This is a genomic window from Pseudomonas sp. AP42 (assembly GCF_001728935.1).
Classification (GTDB): domain Bacteria; phylum Pseudomonadota; class Gammaproteobacteria; order Pseudomonadales; family Pseudomonadaceae; genus Aquipseudomonas; species Aquipseudomonas lactis.
In genome coordinates this window covers 77210-93927 of sequence record NZ_LYSO01000009.1, presented here as the reverse complement: position 1 = coordinate 93927, position 16718 = coordinate 77210, and the positions used below count along the sequence as shown (strand labels likewise).

The following is a 16718-nucleotide window of genomic DNA, read 5'->3' as shown; positions in this document are numbered from 1 at the left end:
CGTGCGGCTCAAGTGCATCAAGTTGGCGGGGTTCAAATCCTTCGTCGACCCCACCACCGTGAACTTCCCCAGCAACATGGCGGCGGTGGTGGGGCCCAATGGCTGCGGCAAGTCGAACATCATCGACGCCGTGCGTTGGGTGATGGGCGAGAGCTCGGCGAAAAACCTGCGCGGCGAGTCGATGACCGACGTCATCTTCAACGGCTCCACCAGCCGCAAGCCGGTGAGCCAGGCCAGTATCGAGCTGGTATTCGATAATTCCGACGGCACCCTGATCGGCGAATACGCGGCCTACGCGGAAATCTCCATCCGTCGTAAAGTCACCCGCGACAGCCAGAACAGTTACTTCCTCAACGGCACCAAGTGTCGCCGTCGCGATATCACCGATATTTTCCTCGGCACCGGCCTGGGCCCGCGCAGCTACTCGATCATCGAGCAGGGCATGATCTCCAAGCTGATCGAAGCCAAGCCCGAAGACCTGCGTAACTTTATCGAAGAAGCGGCCGGCATCTCCAAATACAAGGAGCGCCGCCGCGAGACCGAAAACCGTATTCGCCGTACCCATGAAAACCTCGCCCGCCTGACCGACCTGCGTGAAGAGCTGGAGCGCCAGCTCGAACGCCTGCACCGCCAGGCCCAGGCCGCCGAGAAGTATCAGGAATACAAGGGCGAGGAGCGCCAGCTCAAGGCGCAACTGTCGGCCCTGCGCTGGCAGGCATTGAATGATCAGGTGGGCCAGCGCGAAGCGATTATTGGCACCCAGGAAGTCAGCTTTGAAGCACTGGTGGCCGAGCAGCGTAACGCCGACGCCAGCATTGAACGCCTGCGTGACGGCCACCATGAGTTGTCCGAACGCTTCAATCTGGTGCAGGGCCGCTTCTATTCGGTGGGCGGTGACATTGCTCGGGTCGAGCAGAGTATCCAGCACGGCCAGCAGCGTTTGCGCCAGTTGCAGGACGACTTGAAGGAAGCCGAACGCGCACGCCTGGAAACCGAATCGCACCTGGGCCATGACCGCACCTTGCTGCTGACCCTGGGCGAAGAGCTGGATATGCTCACCCCCGAGCAGGAAATCACCAGCGCCGCCGCCGAAGAAGCCGCCGCGGCCCTGGAAGAATCCGAAACTACCATGCACGGTTGGCAGGAACAGTGGGACGCTTTCAACCTGCGTTCCGCCGAGCCACGCCGCCAGGCCGAGGTGCAGCAGTCGCGCATCCAGCAGTTGGAAACCAGCATGGAACGCCTGGCCGAGCGCCAGCGCCGGCTGCAGGAAGAGCGCGTACTGCTCGCCGCCGACCCGGAAGACGCGGCAATCATGCAGTTGAGCGAGCAACTGGCCGAAAGCGAAATGACCCTGGAAGAGCTGGAGGCCAGCGAAGAACAGCAAGTGGAGCGCCTGGAGCAACTGCGTCAGCAATTGCACACCGCGACCCAGGCGCAGCAGCAGGCCCAAGGCGATTTGCAGCGGCTCAATGGTCGGTTGGCTTCGCTGGAAGCCTTGCAGCAAGCCGCGCTCGACCCCGGTACCGGCACCGCCGAATGGCTGCGCGACCAGCATTTGGCCGAGCGTCCGCGCCTGGCCGAAGGCTTGAAAGTCGAAGCCGGCTGGGAACTGGCGGTGGAAACCGTGCTGGGTGCCGATCTGCAAGCGGTGCTGGTGGATGATTTCGGCGGCTTCGACCTGGCCGGGTTTGCCCAGGGCGATTTGCGCCTGCTCAGCCCGGCGGCCGACGGCACGCGGGTGCCGGGCAGTTTGCTGGACAAGGTCGAGGCGGCGATAGATCTGTCGCCCTGGCTGGGCCAGGTCAGGCCGGTGGAGTCCCTTGAGCAAGCCCTGGCCCAACGCGGGCAATTGGCGGCCGGTGAAAGCCTGATCAGCCGCGATGGCTATTGGGTCGGCCGCCACTTCCTGCGGGTGCGCCGCGCCAGTGAAGCGGAAAGTGGCGTGTTAGCCCGTGGCCAGGAAATCGTCAACCTGAGCGCCGAGCGTGAAGAACGCGAAGCCACCCTGGAAAGCCTGGAAACTGAATTGCAAACCCTGCGCGCCACCCAGCGTCAGCAGGAAACCGGCCGCGAACACCTGCGTCGTCTGTTGCAGGACGAAGCGCGCCAGCAAGGCGAGTTGAAAGCCCAACTGTCGGCGAGCAGGGCCAAGGTCGAACAATTGACCCTGCGCCGCACCCGTCTTGACGAAGAAGTAGCCGAGATGGGCGAACAGCGCGCCCTGGAACACGAACAGATCGGTGAAGCGCGCCTGCACTTGCAGGAAGCCCTCGACAGCATGGCCCTGGATACCGAACAGCGCGAATTGCTGTTGGCCCAGCGCGACAGCCTGCGTGAGCGCCTTGACCGCGTGCGCCAGGAAGCCCGGCAGCACAAGGATCACGCCCATCAGTTGGCCGTACGCCTGGGCTCGTTGCGCGCCCAGCACGATTCCACGCGCCAGGCCCTTGAGCGCCTGGAGATGCAGTCCGAACGCCTGACCGAAAAGCGCGAGCAACTGAGCCTCAACCTGGAGGAGGGCGAGGCGCCGCTGGAAGAGCTGCGCCTCAAGCTTGAGGAATTGCTCGACAAGCGCATGACCGTCGACGTCGAACTCAAGACCGCACAGATCGCCCTGGAAGACGCCGACCGCGAACTACGCGACGCCGAAAAGCGCCGCACCATGGCCGAGCAGCAGTCCCAGTTGATCCGCGGCCAGCTCGAACAACAACGCATGGAATGGCAAGCCCTCACCGTGCGCCGCAAGACCTTGCAAGACCAATTGCTGGAAGACGGCTATGACCTGCACGGCGTACTCAACACCCTGACCGCCCAGGCCAACGAGAAAGACGCCGAAGAAGAACTTGAACGGATTGCCGCACGTATTCAACGCCTGGGCGCGATCAACCTCGCCGCCATCGATGAGTACCAGCAGCAGTCCGAGCGTAAACGTTATCTGGATGCCCAGGACGCCGATCTGGTTGAAGCCCTGGACACGTTGGAAAACGTGATCCGCAAGATCGACAAGGAAACCCGTAACCGCTTCAAAGATACCTTTGATCAGATTAATGGCGGTTTACAGGCGTTATTCCCAAAAGTTTTCGGTGGTGGCAGCGCCTACTTGGAACTGACGGGCGAAGATCTACTCGATACAGGGGTAACGATCATGGCGCGGCCTCCGGGCAAGAAGAACAGCACCATCCATTTGTTGTCCGGCGGCGAAAAAGCCCTGACCGCATTGGCCCTGGTATTTGCCATCTTCAAGTTGAACCCGGCGCCGTTCTGCATGCTCGACGAAGTTGACGCACCGCTGGATGACGCTAACGTTGGACGCTACGCTCGGTTGGTTAAAGAGATGTCCCAGACCGTGCAGTTCATCTATATCACCCACAACAAGATCGCCATGGAAATGGCCGACCAGTTGATGGGCGTGACGATGCATGAGCCGGGCTGTTCGCGATTGGTAGCAGTGGATGTGGAAGAGGCGATGGCGATGGTGGAATCCTGAGCCATGCCGGAGAGAGAATTTACAGCGCGGCGTAGGGCGATTTACCGGTCTGGGGAAAGTGGCAAATGGACATATTTGTTCAAGGCATTTTGACAGACGGTGTAAAGTTATCTTTGGTCGTGCTAGTTTAATGTCAATTTTTCGTGTGCGTGGGCAAAACGTCAGTCAGAACATAGAGTTGGCGCCACGTTTTAAAGCGGTTTGCACGGTGCTAACCCCCTTATTTTTCAGCATTTTTTATTAGAGGCACGGGATTACATGGAAATCGGTCTGCGCGAGTGGCTGATCGTCATCGGCATTATTGTCATTGCCGGTATTCTTTTTGATGGCTGGCGCCGCATGCGCGGTGGCAAGGGCAAGCTCAAGTTCCGTCTGGACCGAAACCTGTCCAACTTGCCTGACGACGACGGCGCCGCCGAGCTGCTGGGGCCGCCCCGTGTGCTGGATACCCACAAAGAGCCGCAACTGGACGAGCATGATTTGCCGTCGATGAGCGCACCGCTGCGTGAAGCCCGCGAACCGTCGTCCAAGCGTGGCAAGCGTGGTAGCGCGGCGGTTGCCGAGCCGCATCAGGGCGACCTCAACCTCGACGTCGATGATGGCCCGAGCTTCAGCAGCCGCGATGACGATTTCCCGGACGAGACGTCCAGCAAGAGCGCGGCACGCCAATCGGTGAACGATCAGCCGGCGGCCGAAGAAGTCCTGGTCATCAGCGTGATCTGCCGCGACGCCGGCGGTTTCAAAGGCCCGGCACTCTTGCAGAACATCCTCGAAAGCGGCCTGCGTTTCGGCGAGATGGATATCTTCCATCGTCACGAAAGCATGGCCGGTAACGGCGAAGTGCTGTTCTCCATGGCCAACGCGGTCAAGCCGGGCACCTTCGATCTGGACGATATCGACCTGTTCAGCACCCCGGCGGTGAGCTTCTTCCTTGGCCTGCCAGGCCCGCGTCACCCCAAACAAGCGTTCGACGTGATGGTGGCCGCCGCCCGCAAGCTGTCCCAGGAACTCAACGGCGAGCTCAAGGACGACCAACGCAGCGTGCTTACCGCCCAGACCATCGAACACTACCGTCAGCGCATCGTCGAGTTCGAGCGTCGCGCCCTGACACAGAAACGCTGAGGATCGATCTTAAGCGTTGTCTGTAGAATCCGTGCACTAACATATTGAGCAGCTTCGGCTGCTCTTTTGCTTTATGAGAGAACACCCATGACCGCCGCCCATACCCGCATTCTCGAACTGCGCGCTGAACTGGATCAGCACAACTACCGTTACCACGTCCTCGACGAGCCGAGCATTCCGGACGCCGAGTACGACCGCCTGTTCCACGAGCTCAAGGCCCTGGAGGCCGAGCACCCGGAACTGGTGACGCGTGATTCGCCGACGCAGCGGGTTGGCAGTGCGGCGTTGTCGGCGTTCACCCAGGTCAAGCACGAAATCCCGATGCTCAGCCTGGGCAACGCCTTTGATGAAACCACCATGCTGGAGTTTGATCGCCGGGTCACCGAGGGCCTTGATCTGCCGGTGGGCGATCTGTTTGGCGCTGGCGCGGCGGTGGAATACAGCTGCGAGCCGAAGCTGGACGGCCTGGCGGTCAGCCTGCTGTACCAGGATGGCGAGTTGGTGCGCGGTGCTACCCGGGGTGATGGCACCACCGGCGAGGACATCAGCGTCAATGTGCGCACCGTGCGCAATATCCCTCTGAAACTGCACGGCACGGGCTGGCCGGCCACCCTGGAAGTGCGCGGTGAAGTGTTCATGTCCAAGGCCGGTTTCGAGCGATTGAACGCCTCGCAACTGGAAGTGGGCGGCAAGACCTTCGCCAACCCGCGCAACGCCGCAGCAGGCAGCCTGCGCCAACTGGACTCGAAGATTACCGCCAGTCGCCCGCTGGAGTTCTGCTGCTATGGCATCGGCCAAGTGACCGCGGATATCAGCGACACCCATATCGGCAACCTCAAGCAGTTGCAGAAGTGGGGCATGCCGATCAGCCACGAATTGAAGCTGGCCAAGGGTATCCAGGAATGCCTGGACTACTACCGCGACATCGGCGAGCGCCGCAATGCGCTGGGCTACGAAATCGACGGCGTGGTGTTCAAGGTCAACAGCATTGCCTACCAGCGTGAACTGGGCTTCCGCGCCCGCGAGCCGCGCTGGGCGATCGCGCACAAATTCCCGGCCATGGAAGAACTCACCGAACTGCTCGACGTGGAATTCCAGGTCGGCCGTACCGGTGCGGTGACGCCGGTGGCGCGCCTCAAACCGGTCAAGGTGGCCGGCGTGACCGTGTCCAATGCCACCCTGCACAACATGGACGAAGTGGCACGCCTGGGGCTGATGATCGGCGACACCGTGATCATCCGCCGCGCCGGTGATGTGATTCCGCAGGTGGTCTCGGTGGTCACTGAACGCCGCCCGGAAAACGCCCGCGCCGTGCAGATCCCGCAAAATTGCCCGGTGTGTGGATCCCATGTGGAGCGCACGCAACTGGTCAAGCGCAGCAAAGGCAAGGAAACCGTCAGCGAAGGCGCGGTGTACCGTTGCGTCGGGCGGCTGGCCTGCGGTGCGCAGCTCAAGCAGGCGATCATTCATTTCGTCTCGCGCCGGGCCATGGACATCGACGGCCTGGGTGACAAGACCATCGAGCAACTGGTGGATGAACAGCTCATCGGTTCGCCGGCCGATCTCTACAAGCTCAAATACGAACAGATCATCGACCTGGAAGGCTTTGCCGATATCTCCAGCAAGAAGCTGATCGGCGCCATCGAAAGCAGCAAGACCCCGACCCTGGCACGCTTCATCTACGCCTTGGGCATTCCCGATGTGGGCGAGGAGACGGCCAAGGTTCTGGCGCGCTCGCTGGCGTCCCTGGAGCGCGTACAAAAGGCGCTGCCAGAAGTGCTGACGTACTTGCCGGATGTCGGGCTGGAAGTGGCCCATGAGATCCATAGCTTCTTTGAAGACGGCCACAACCAGCAGGTGATTGGCGCGCTGTTGTCGCCGGACGAATGCGGCCTGCAATTGCAGGAGCAAGGCGAACTCAGCGCCGAATTCGCCGCCAGCACCACCTTGGGCGGTTTGCTCGACAAGCTGCACGTACCGTCGGTGGGGCCAGGCGCGGCGCAGAAGCTCGCGGACAAGTTCGGTTCGCTGGAAGGCGTCATCAAGGCTGACTGGCTCGACATGCGCCAGGCGCTGCCCGAGAAGCAAGCCAAGGCTGTACGGGAGTTTTTCGACAATGCCGACAACGCCAACCATGCCCTGGCTATCGAGCAACAGCTCAAGGACTTTGGCATGCACTGGCAGAGCGAGAAAAAGCTCGTCGAAGGTTTACCTGAAGCCGGGCACACCTGGGTACTCACCGGCTCCCTGGAGCTGATGAGTCGCGATGTGGCCAAGGACAAGCTCGAAAGCCTGGGGGCCAAGGTGGCCGGTTCCGTTTCGGCGAAAACCCACTGCGTGGTGGCCGGGCCGGGCGCCGGTTCGAAATTGGCCAAGGCCAATGAGCTGGGCCTGAAAGTACTGGACGAGGAAGCCTTCGTCGCCTTCCTGGCCAAGCACAACATCACCGTCTGAACGGAGCGATCTCTCCACACTGTAGGAGCGAGCTTGCTCGCGAAGAACCGGAGGGCGCCGCTGTGAACCAGGCAGCCCGCGTTATCGTTGACGATCTTCGCGAGCAAGCTCGCTCCTACAGGGAGTAGTTGAACGATCTCTCACGAGAAATGATCTAGTCTCTGTCACCCCAGGGAGAGATCGCCATGTTCCGCTACTTCGAGCAACTCAGCACGCGCATCGCCGCTCCGTTCATGGCCGAAACCTCGCGCAACAGCAAGGTGTGGCAATGCCGGTGTGGCCAGTCGCTGTTCTTTCGCAACAGCCAATGCCTGGCCTGTCAGGCGGCGTTGGGTTACCAGCCGCAGCAAAGCCGCCTGTCGTCCCTGCAACCTGGGCCGGTGGTCGGTACGTGGCTGGCCGACGACAATCTCGATGCCGGCGCTTTCCGGCGCTGCGCCAACCTCGATTCACCGGCCGCGTGCAACTGGCTGATTCCTGCCCACAGCACCGCGCCGTTGTGCGTGGCCTGTAGCCTGAACCGCACCATCCCTGATCTTTCCGTTGCGGAAAACCCCGAACGCTGGCGCAAAGTCGAAACCGCCAAGCGCCGACTGGTGGCGCAACTGATCAGCCTGGGCCTGCAAGTGGTGCCCAAGAGCGTTGACGAAGAGACTGGCCTGGCCTTCGACTTTATCGGTATCGACCTGGAAGGCAACGCGCCCACCACCGGCCACGCCAATGGGCTGATCACCCTGGATATCAAGGAAGCCGATGACGCCCACCGCGAAAAAGTCCGGGTACAGATGCGCGAGCCGTACCGCACCTTGCTCGGCCATTTTCGCCATGAAGTCGGCCATTACTACTGGGATCGCCTGATCGCCAACGGTCACTGGCTTAGCCCTTTTCGCGACCTGTTCGGCGACGAACGCGCCAGTTATGCCGAGGCCCTCGACCGGCACTACCAGAACGGCCCGCGCCCGGACTGGCAACTCACCTGCGTGAGCGCCTACGCCACCATGCACCCCTGGGAAGACTGGGCCGAAACCTGGGCCCACTACCTGCACATGATGGACGCCGTGGACACGGCCCTGGGCTTTGGCATGAGCGCCCGCGAGATGGACCTGGATTACCAGCCATTCCCCCTGACCACGCTCTACGACCCTCAACACCCTGGCGGCCCGGCATTCCTCTGCTTCGTCAATGCCTGGATCGAACTGGCCGGCATGCTCAACGAACTGTCCCGTGCCATGGGCCAGCCGGATTTCTATCCCTTTGTGCTGCCGCCCGCGGTGATTGCCAAGCTGCACTTTATTCACCTGGTCATCCAGGAAGAAGGCGGCAGGGCCGATGGGGTTATGGCAAGTGCTTGAGCCTTCTCATTTTTTAATCCGGAACCAACGGTTGTAACTTCCGATGAGATGGGTACAATGGCGCGGCTTGCCGAGAGGCAGCGTCGTTATGGTGACCCCATCGGTCCCCCCGCAACGATTACCCGTGAACCTGGTCAGAGCCGGAAGGCAGCAGCCACAGCGGGAACATTGTGTGCCGGGGTGTGGCTGGTGGGGTTGCCTCCATAACGCTCCCTTCTGCAGTCCCTTCTAAAACCCAAGTTATTTTCAGCCAGTCATCTGTGATGCTTATTGCACAGTGCATGACGGTCATTTCGCATCTAGTGGCATACTCCCAAGCGTCTCTTCCCCCTGGCTACGAGGCTCTATGCACTCGGAACATTTCGACTTATCCAGCCCTGTTTTCTTGCCGATCACGGAGCAAACCTGCGCGGGTTTGTTGGGCAGCAAGGGTTTCGATGCGCTTGTAGCCCTGAGTGAGCCGCAATTGGCGGCGGTGCTGGTGATCCAGAACCTGGCGCAGGTGCCGGAAAGCGACCTGAGCGCCAGCGGTGCGGAAAAAGTGTTGGCCAAGCTGATTGACTGGGCAGTAGATGCCTGCCATTCGGCCAGTGTGTCCCTGCTCTCTGAAGCGCAGCGGCTGTTTGATCAGAGGAAGTTGTACTTCGGCCTCAATGTGGTCAAAAGCTTGAAGCTGCGCTTTCTGCTGGAGGAGGAAGTACAGGCGCGGGACTATCTGTTGCCCAGTGGCAAATGGGACGTCGAGTATAAAGTCCGCCACCTCAAGGCCAATGACCCGTTCAGCCAGCAGGCGATCACGCCCAGGCACCGCGAACGCTGGTTGAGCGCCGAGCAGGACAAGCTGCTCAGAACCTTCCGCGCCAACCTGAACGAAGACCTGCATGTGCAAGGCTACGCCGGCATTGGCAAGAGTCACCTACTGGTGGCCTTGCTGGAGCACCTGCGCCCGGAAAAGACCTTGTTGCTGGCGCGTACCCCGGCAAAACTCGAAACCCTGCGTGCCCGCATGGTGGGTGTACGGGAGCGTAAGGCCGGGCATACCTTCCAGGGCTTTGCCCATGCCCTGTTGCATGGCCCCAGGCCACAGCCGCTGAATACGCCGGCGAGGGTGCCGACCAAACAGGCGCTCGCTCAAGAACTGAATATCTTTGGTTTTCGCCGCCTGGAAGGGCAGGCGGTGGTGGAGGTGTGCCTCAAGGTGCTTGAGGCCTACTGCCGCTCTTGGGAGTACAGCCTGTCGGCCCAGCATTTGCCGCATTTCAAGCAACCGCTCGCCGGCGTCGATGCCAGGGTGCTGCTCGAATATTCCAGCCGGTTGTGGGGCTACCTTGAGGCGAACCCGGCCTGGGGCCGCCACACCGGGTTTGAAGCCTTGTTGATGATCAAACGCGCGAGCCTGGCAGGCTGCGTGGTGCCCGAGCGCTATACCCATGTGCTGATCGATGAGAGCCAGGATATTCCGGCGCCGCTGCTGCAAATCATCGAGCGCGGCCGCCAGGTGCTGATCACCCTGGGGGATGAGTATCAGCAGGCCAGCGGCGGCGTGGTCAAGCGCGCCCGTGAGGTTCGCCATACCGACGTGTGCTACTCCGTGCGTTCCGGGCGCAATGTCGAGCGCCTGGTCAACCCATTGATCAGCTTGCACTCGGAAAAAACCAAATCGCTTTTCGAGGGCGCCCGCGATGCCGACGTGGGTATTGAGTTTTACCCCCAGGGTTTTGTGCCCCCGCAAGGTTGCGTGGTGTTGACCGCCTCCCATTGGGACACCATGCAGTGGGCGATCCAACTGAGCCACGCCCGTTGTGCGTTCGGCCTGGCGAGCAAAGAGGCCCAGCAGTCGCTCAAGCACTTCATGGACACGGTCATCGCGTTGTTCAAACCCGATTTCTATAGCAATGAGTTCAATGACCTCGGCCCCCATCCGTTTTTCAGCGATATGGCCGATTGGCAGCAGGTGCGCGAAGCCTGCCAGTTCGATGAGGCGTTTGTGTGGGTCGAGGCCGAGCTGGAAAAAGGCTTCAACGTGGCGGATGTCACGCGGTTGAACCGGTTGAGCGGCCATCCGGACGAGCGCGTCCTGCTGATGCTGGCGCAGGACGCGGGCGGCATGGAGTTCGACCGAGTACTGCTCACCCCGGAACTGTTGACCAATGTGAAGTTCCAGGACGCCTACGCGTTCGATCAACGACTCTGCGCGGTGTATATCGCGATTTCACGGGCCAGGGTGCAGTTGTATCTGCCCTACGATGTGGTCGAGTGGCTCGACTACCACAAGTATCAAAAGACCCGTGAATCCCACGGTTACTAAGCAATTTAATCCGGCTGTTTCACAACTTTCATAAAGCCCTCTGGACAACCCGCAGACCGCCTTGTTAGCTTGCGCCGGCCACTTGTTTCAGAGTATGACAAGGGCATGGATTTGATATTGAAGTGCTATCGCTTCTTTCACTCACAAGGATGTCTGTCATGAAAAGCCTGCAAGGGTTGCCTCGTCTTATCAGTGCTCCGGTAGGGACGCCCGGCAAAGCCCGCAACTTGCCCGCCGATGTTCAGTGCATCCAGTATTTATTCAATTTGATCATTCCCAAGATGGGGTTTGCCTTGCTCGAAAACGGCAAGTGCGACGGCCAGTTGGTGCAGTGCATCAGCCAGTATCAGTTTCGCCATCTCAAGTACGCCCATCCCGATGGCGTGATCGACCCCACCGGGCGCACGTTCAACAGTCTGATCGAAGAGGCACTGAAGGTGCCGGTGCGGGCTTTTCCCACTACGCGCATTCCGACGTTTCTCAATATCTTTGGCAATAACAACGTCGATGCGGTGCAGGCCACGGTCAATGTGTACCTGGACCGCGTGCGTGCGGTCATCGAGGCTGAGCGGCGTAACCGGCAGTTGATGATGCAGTCCACCTGCGACGGCGGGACAACCTTGAGCGATACGGATTTCCAGAATGCCGCCAAGCTATTGGGCAACGGCATTTCGGTGAATGTGGTCAAGGCGTTCGCCACGGTGGAGTCGGGCGGGAAGGTGGGTTTCGGGCCCGCCAAGTTGCCGATCATCGCCTTTGAAGGGCACCACTTTCGCAAGTACACCAAGCACATCTACGATCAGTCGCAGCCGCTGCTGTCGTATGTCTACAAGAAAAAAGCCGGCCCGCAATGGCAGACGAACAACAAGGATCAGGTCAAGGCCTGGGAGACCATGGCCACTGCCTTTGCGCTGGACCAGGAAGCCGCGCTGATGTCGGCCTCCTGGGGCATGTTTCAGATCATGGGGTTCAATTTTGCGGCGTGCGGATTCAAGACCGTGTTTGAGTTCGTGGCGTCATTGAAGATCAATGCCGGTAACCAACTCAAGGCCTATCTCAGCCTCTGCAGCCACAACTCGGCATTGTTGAGCGCGATGAAAAACAAGGATTTCACCGCCATGGCGCGTAACTATAACGGCGATGATTACGGCAACTATGACGTCCTGATGAAACAAGCCTACGAAGCCTTTGAAGGGAAGAAATAAGATGATTCGTTATCTGGCGATGGGAGTGTTGTCGTGGTGCGCCGTGGCGCCCGCGTTGGCCGGCTCGGCGGCGTTGCATTCAGGTAAATATGAAGGGCTGATGCTGGCGGTGACGCCTGGGCATCAGGTCGAGGGGTTCTATCAGGAGTCGATGGGCGAGGGTGTGGCCCGTGGTTGCACGTTCTACCTCCAAGGCAAGCCAGAGGCGCTCACCACCTGGCTGGACGCTGCCTACCCAGGCAGTGTGGCCGCGGCGCCCGACGGGGTGACCCTGACGGTGGAGCAGGGCCGCCAGCACCCTGGCTGCATCAATGTGCTGATGCCGGAAATCGCTACCGGCCTGGAGTTGAGCCAGACCGCCAGCAAGCAATGGATCGGCTTGGTGACGGTGTCTGCCGACAAGGCTTACCTGCTGAAAACGCCGGGCGCCAAAGCGGCAAAGCGGCCCTACATCGTCAAGCATGACGTGGTGGGCGTACTGGCATTCAAGGACGGCTGGGCGCAGGTGGAATTTATCAACGCTGACGACCGTTCGTTCACGGGCTGGATCAGCCAGGCCCAGTACGCACGATTGGCTGCGCCCAAGCCCTGAATTGTAGGAGCGAGCTTGCTCGCGAAAAACCTCAACGATAACGCGTGCTTTCTGAATAAACGCGGCGCCTGTGAGTTTTTCGCGAGCAAGCTCGCTCCTACATTAGGGGTATTAGGGCGAGTCAGCCAAAGGTCTCGCGCAGTAGCCCGGCAAACGCATCTCGCGCCAGGTGCCGCTGGGTGTCCGTGTGCCAGAACAACAGGTTGTCCACGGGCGCCAGCGCTTCAAAGCGATACGACGCCAGCTGATTGGCCTGCTCATAGCGCGCCAGGATCCCCTCGGGTGCCAACGCCACGCCAATCCCCGCACTGACGCATCCGATGATCGTGCCCCAACTGGCATAGCTGGCGATCGCAGGCTTGACGTCGTGGGGCTTGAGCCAGTTTTCCAGGGCGGCGCGATAAGGGCAGCCCGGCGGCCATACCAGCAATGTACGGCCGGCCAAGTCCTCGGCGCTGTTGATAGGTGCGCTGCACGCGCTGGCGATCAGCACCAGGCGTTCACTGTAGACCACGCTCTGTTCCAGCTTCGTGCGTTTGCCGCCGGCGGCCACCAGTGCCACATCCAGGCGGTGGTGTTGCAGGTCGTCCAGCAGTTGCGCCCAGGCACCGGTGACCAGTTCCAGGCTGACATCGGGATAACGCCGGTGGTATTCCGCCAGCAATGGCGGCAGGCGCCCGCTGGCACTGGATTCCACCGCACCGATGCGCAAGGTGCCACGGGGAATGGCGTTGGCATCCACCGCGCGTTTGGATTCATCCACCAGCGCCAGGATACGTTCGCAGTAATCCAGGAAGATCTCTCCCGCAGCGCTGATCGCCAGCCCTCGGCCAGCACGGATAAACAACGGCGTGCCCAACTCGCTTTCCAGCTGCTTGATGCGCGTGGTGATGTTGGACGGCACGCAGTGCAATTGCAGCGCAGCCTGGGCCACGCTGCCGGTTTGCGCCACGGCTCGCACCATTTTCAGTTGGGCCAGTTCCATTGCTCAGTTCCAGTGATTTCAGAAGTCAGAAACGCTTAATTGTCCTATGCCTGGCGTGGGCCAAGACTGGCAGCATTCCTTTTGCGTGGATGCTGTCGATGAATACTCCGTCACCTCTAAAGCTTACGCTAGTCATTGCCAGCGTTATCCTCTGTTGGGCGTATTCGCCGATCGGCGTGCACATGGGGCTGCACAGTTATAGCCCCGGCCAATTGGCGCTGCTGCGGTTTCTGATCGCGTCGGTATTCATGGGCGGTGTGGCCTGGGTGGTGGGCATTGGACGGCCACCGTTGCGCGACGTGCCGTGGCTGTTGGTGCTGGGCTTTTTCGGGGTGTTCCTGCACCACACCAGTCTCAACTATGGGCAACAATGGGTGACGGCGGCAGCGTCGAGTGTGTTGGCGCAGTCGGCGCCGTTGTTCAGTGTGTTGATCGCGTTTTTGTGCTTGAAAGAGCGGGTCAGCGCCTGGCGCTGGGGCTGCGTGCTGTTGGGGTTGGCCGGAGTAGTGGTGGTGATCTGGGGCGACCGGGGCATAGGCGATATCAACCCACGGGGTTTGCTGATCTTGTTGGCGGCCTGCTCATGGAGTGTGTACTTCGCCATCCAGCGGCATCATGCCCAGCGCTACAGCCCGTTGACCATGGCGTGCTACATGGTGTGGTCTGGCACCCTGATGCTGTGCGTGAACCTGCCGGGCCTGCCCGTCGCCATCGTGCAGGCACCGATGGTGGAGAATCTTGCCGTGCTGGTGCTGGGTATTTTCCCCAGTGCCTTGGCTTATCTGGCCTGGGGTTACGTGTTGAAGCACGTCGAGGTCAGTCGTGCGTCGGTGGCGATGTACCTGATTCCACCGGTTGCCATGCTGATGGCCGCCACGCTGCTTGGCGAACACGTCACCCTGCAGGTGATGCTGGGCGCAGTGATCGTGCTGGCAAGTGTCGCCGCTATCAGTCTGGAAGGGCGTGGGCGCTCCAAGGTGCCAGCAAATCGCCCGCAGGTGCCCTCCGGGAGGCCAATTGAACAAGCTTCGTCAGATTAGACGAGCGTGCCGGATGCAATTTCCCCCTTGCTCCGCTAGCATTACCGGCTTCCGCTTCCCAGTTGCGACGGTTTTCGATGAGTTATCAGGTTCTTGCACGTAAATGGCGCCCGCGCTCGTTCCGCGAAATGGTCGGCCAGACCCATGTGCTCAAGGCTCTGATCAATGCCTTGGACAGCCAACGGCTGCACCACGCCTACCTGTTCACCGGTACACGCGGGGTGGGCAAGACCACGATTGCGCGCATCATCGCCAAGTGCCTGAATTGTGAAACCGGTATCACCTCGACGCCTTGTGGCACCTGTTCGGTGTGCCGTGAGATCGACGAAGGGCGTTTCGTCGACCTGATCGAGATCGACGCCGCGAGCCGTACCAAGGTCGAAGACACCCGCGAGCTGCTGGACAACGTGCAGTACGCGCCGAGCCGTGGCCGCTTCAAGGTCTACCTGATCGACGAAGTGCACATGCTGTCCAGCCACTCCTTCAACGCCTTGTTGAAAACCCTGGAAGAGCCGCCGCCCTACGTCAAGTTCATCCTGGCCACCACCGACCCGCAGAAACTTCCGGCAACGATTTTGTCGCGGTGCTTGCAGTTCTCCCTGAAAAACATGACCCCCGAGCGTGTGGTCGAGCATTTGACCCATGTGCTGGGCGTCGAGAACGTACCGTTCGAAGACGACGCGCTGTGGTTGCTGGGCCGTGCCGCCGATGGTTCGATGCGCGATGCCATGAGCCTCACCGACCAGGCCATCGCGTTTGGTGAAGGCAAGGTCATGGCCGCCGACGTGCGCGCCATGCTCGGTACCCTGGACCACGGCCAGGTGTTCGACGTGCTGCACGCGCTGATCGAGGGTGACGCCAAGGCGTTGCTCGAGGCCGTGCGCCACCTGTCGGAGCAAGGCCCGGACTGGAACGGTGTGCTCTCGGAAATTCTCAACGTATTGCACCGCGTCGCCATCGCCCAGGCCCTGCCGGAAGGCGTGGACAACGGCCATGGCGACCGTGATCGCGTATTGGCCCTTGCCCAAGCCTTGCCGGCCGAAGACGTACAGTTCTACTACCAGATGGGCCTGATCGGCCGCCGCGACCTGCCCCTGGCACCCGACCCGCGGGGTGGCTTTGAAATGGTGCTGCTGCGCATGCTGGCGTTCCGGCCAGCAGATTCGGCAGACGCGCCGAGACAGCCGCTAAAGCCAGTGGGGATCAGCCAGGCCACAGTTGATTCCGCCAAACCCGTGGCTGGCGCGGCCGTTGTTGCGCCAGTGGTTGCTGCGCCTGCGGTTGCTGTGCCTGAGCCGGTTGCGCCGGCACCTGAGCCCGAACCTGCGCCGGTTGCCGTAGCGCCGGTGGTCGAGCCCGAGCCGGTCATCGAGCCTGCGCCCGTGGTCGACTTGCCTTGGAATGACCCGATCGAAGCGCAAGTAGAGCCCGAGCAACAACCCGCCGTGGAGCCCGTGCTGGAAACCACCGGCGAGCAGCCCGAGCTGACGCCGATGCCTGCGCCGACTCCGGACAGCGTGGTGCCGGATGCCCCTGAGTGGGTATCGGCACCGGTTCCCGAGCCGACGGTCGCCCAGGTTGACGCGGCCACCCCAGGCATTGACCTGGACGACGAACCGCCGCTGGACGAAGACTACATCGAGCCGGACATGGATTCGGCCTACAGCTACCTGGACGACTTGGCCAGCGAGCACACCGCCGAACCTGCGCCCGAGCCCGAGGCAGAACCTGCCGCGGCCCCGGCTACCGGCCTGGCCTTGCAATGGCTGGAATTGTTTCCGAAATTGCCGATCTCCGGTATGACCGGCAGTATCGCCGCCAACTGCACCCTGATTTCCATCGAAGGCGACCACTGGCTGCTGCACCTGGACCCGGCCCATAGCGCCTTGTTCAACGCCACCCAGCAGCGCCGGCTCAACGATGCGCTCAACCAGTACCATGGGCGCACGCTGACCATTGCCATCGAGCTGATCAAGCCCGAGCAGGAAACCCCGGCCCAGGCCGCGACCCGTCGGCGCCTTAATCGCCAGCGCGAGGCCGAGGATTCGATCCACGCAGATCCGCTTATCCAACAAATGATGCAACAGTTCGGTGCGGTCGTCCGCCACGATACTATTGAACCTGTCGAAGCCCCGGTGTCCCAAGCGTCATGACTCCGGGCTACTCATTG

Annotated in this window: 10 protein-coding genes, 1 other RNA gene and 1 pseudogene; 10 read left to right on the top strand and 2 right to left on the bottom strand. The window is 61.1% G+C overall.

Going from position 1 to position 16718, the window contains the following annotated elements; translation table 11 throughout:
- Window position 1 precedes the first annotated feature (1 nt).
- The 3 genes from smc (at window position 2) to ligA (ending at window position 7066) form a co-directional block, all read left to right on the top strand.
- Window positions 2–3490: a chromosome segregation protein SMC gene (smc, locus tag A7K61_RS05710; protein WP_069557134.1), complete on the top strand. Its 3489-nt coding sequence runs from the start codon at window positions 2–4 to the stop codon at window positions 3488–3490.
- 258 nt (window positions 3491–3748) lie between these two features.
- Window positions 3749–4612 carry a cell division protein ZipA gene (gene zipA / locus A7K61_RS05705; protein ID WP_032895820.1) on the top strand — a complete coding sequence of 288 codons (864 nt, stop codon included), beginning with the start codon at window positions 3749–3751 and terminating at the stop codon, window positions 4610–4612.
- Window positions 4613–4699: 87 nt separating this feature from the next.
- On the top strand, window positions 4700–7066 hold the full coding sequence (gene ligA, locus A7K61_RS05700) for an NAD-dependent DNA ligase LigA (RefSeq protein WP_069557133.1): 2367 nt from the start codon (window positions 4700–4702) through the stop codon (window positions 7064–7066).
- Between the two features lie 14 nt (window positions 7067–7080).
- On the opposite strand, the pseudogene A7K61_RS33545 reads toward ligA, so the two are convergent.
- A pseudogene (locus A7K61_RS33545) lies at window positions 7081–7203 on the bottom strand (outer membrane lipoprotein carrier protein LolA); the annotation flags it as partial.
- Window positions 7204–7251: 48 nt separating this feature from the next.
- On the opposite strand from A7K61_RS33545, the gene A7K61_RS05695 reads away from it, so the two are divergent.
- The 5 genes from A7K61_RS05695 to A7K61_RS05675 all read left to right on the top strand — a co-directional run bounded on the left by A7K61_RS05695 (window position 7252) and on the right by A7K61_RS05675 (window position 12523).
- Entirely contained in the window at window positions 7252–8418 is a 1167-nt protein-coding gene (locus A7K61_RS05695) for a putative zinc-binding metallopeptidase (protein WP_047711556.1), read from the top strand.
- 98 nt (window positions 8419–8516) lie between these two features.
- Window positions 8517–8613: signal recognition particle sRNA small type (gene ffs / locus A7K61_RS05690), an RNA gene on the top strand.
- 151 nt (window positions 8614–8764) lie between these two features.
- Window positions 8765–10726 (top strand): hypothetical protein, encoded by a 1962-nt coding sequence (locus A7K61_RS05685; RefSeq protein ID WP_069557132.1) that lies wholly within the window; start codon window positions 8765–8767, stop codon window positions 10724–10726.
- Between the two features lie 158 nt (window positions 10727–10884).
- Window positions 10885–11931 carry an N-acetylmuramidase family protein gene (locus tag A7K61_RS05680; RefSeq protein ID WP_047711554.1) on the top strand — a complete coding sequence of 349 codons (1047 nt, stop codon included), beginning with the start codon at window positions 10885–10887 and terminating at the stop codon, window positions 11929–11931.
- Window position 11932: 1 nt separating this feature from the next.
- Window positions 11933–12523 carry a hypothetical protein gene (locus A7K61_RS05675; RefSeq protein WP_069557131.1) on the top strand — a complete coding sequence of 197 codons (591 nt, stop codon included), beginning with the start codon at window positions 11933–11935 and terminating at the stop codon, window positions 12521–12523.
- A gap of 121 nt (window positions 12524–12644) precedes the next feature.
- Here the strand turns inward: A7K61_RS05675 and A7K61_RS05670 are convergent, their stop codons facing one another.
- Window positions 12645–13508, bottom strand: a complete 864-nt coding sequence (locus A7K61_RS05670; RefSeq protein ID WP_003193202.1) for a LysR family transcriptional regulator — start codon at window positions 13506–13508, stop codon at window positions 12645–12647.
- Between the two features lie 98 nt (window positions 13509–13606).
- Between A7K61_RS05670 and A7K61_RS05665 the strand changes: the two genes are divergently transcribed.
- Together A7K61_RS05665 and dnaX are read left to right on the top strand one after the other, a co-directional pair.
- Window positions 13607–14548 (top strand): DMT family transporter, encoded by a 942-nt coding sequence (locus A7K61_RS05665; protein ID WP_069557130.1) that lies wholly within the window; start codon window positions 13607–13609, stop codon window positions 14546–14548.
- Between the two features lie 77 nt (window positions 14549–14625).
- On the top strand, window positions 14626–16701 hold the full coding sequence (gene dnaX / locus A7K61_RS05660) for a DNA polymerase III subunit gamma/tau (RefSeq protein WP_069557129.1): 2076 nt from the start codon (window positions 14626–14628) through the stop codon (window positions 16699–16701).
- Window positions 16702–16718: the final 17 nt, after the last annotated feature.

Excerpts from the sequence above, each read along its gene's own strand:
- A7K61_RS05670 (WP_003193202.1), bottom strand. The coding sequence starts at position 13,508 with ATGGAACTGGCCCAACTGAAAATGGTGCGAGCCGTGGCGCAAACCGGC.
- A7K61_RS05675 (WP_069557131.1), top strand. The coding sequence starts at position 11,933 with ATGATTCGTTATCTGGCGATGGGAGTGTTGTCGTGGTGCGCCGTGGCG.
- A7K61_RS05685 (WP_069557132.1), top strand. The coding sequence starts at position 8,765 with ATGCACTCGGAACATTTCGACTTATCCAGCCCTGTTTTCTTGCCGATC.
- dnaX (WP_069557129.1), top strand. The coding sequence starts at position 14,626 with ATGAGTTATCAGGTTCTTGCACGTAAATGGCGCCCGCGCTCGTTCCGC.
- A7K61_RS05665 (WP_069557130.1), top strand. The coding sequence starts at position 13,607 with ATGAATACTCCGTCACCTCTAAAGCTTACGCTAGTCATTGCCAGCGTT.
- A7K61_RS05695 (WP_047711556.1), top strand. The coding sequence starts at position 7,252 with ATGTTCCGCTACTTCGAGCAACTCAGCACGCGCATCGCCGCTCCGTTC.
- zipA (WP_032895820.1), top strand. The coding sequence starts at position 3,749 with ATGGAAATCGGTCTGCGCGAGTGGCTGATCGTCATCGGCATTATTGTC.
- ligA (WP_069557133.1), top strand. The coding sequence starts at position 4,700 with ATGACCGCCGCCCATACCCGCATTCTCGAACTGCGCGCTGAACTGGAT.
- A7K61_RS05680 (WP_047711554.1), top strand. The coding sequence starts at position 10,885 with ATGAAAAGCCTGCAAGGGTTGCCTCGTCTTATCAGTGCTCCGGTAGGG.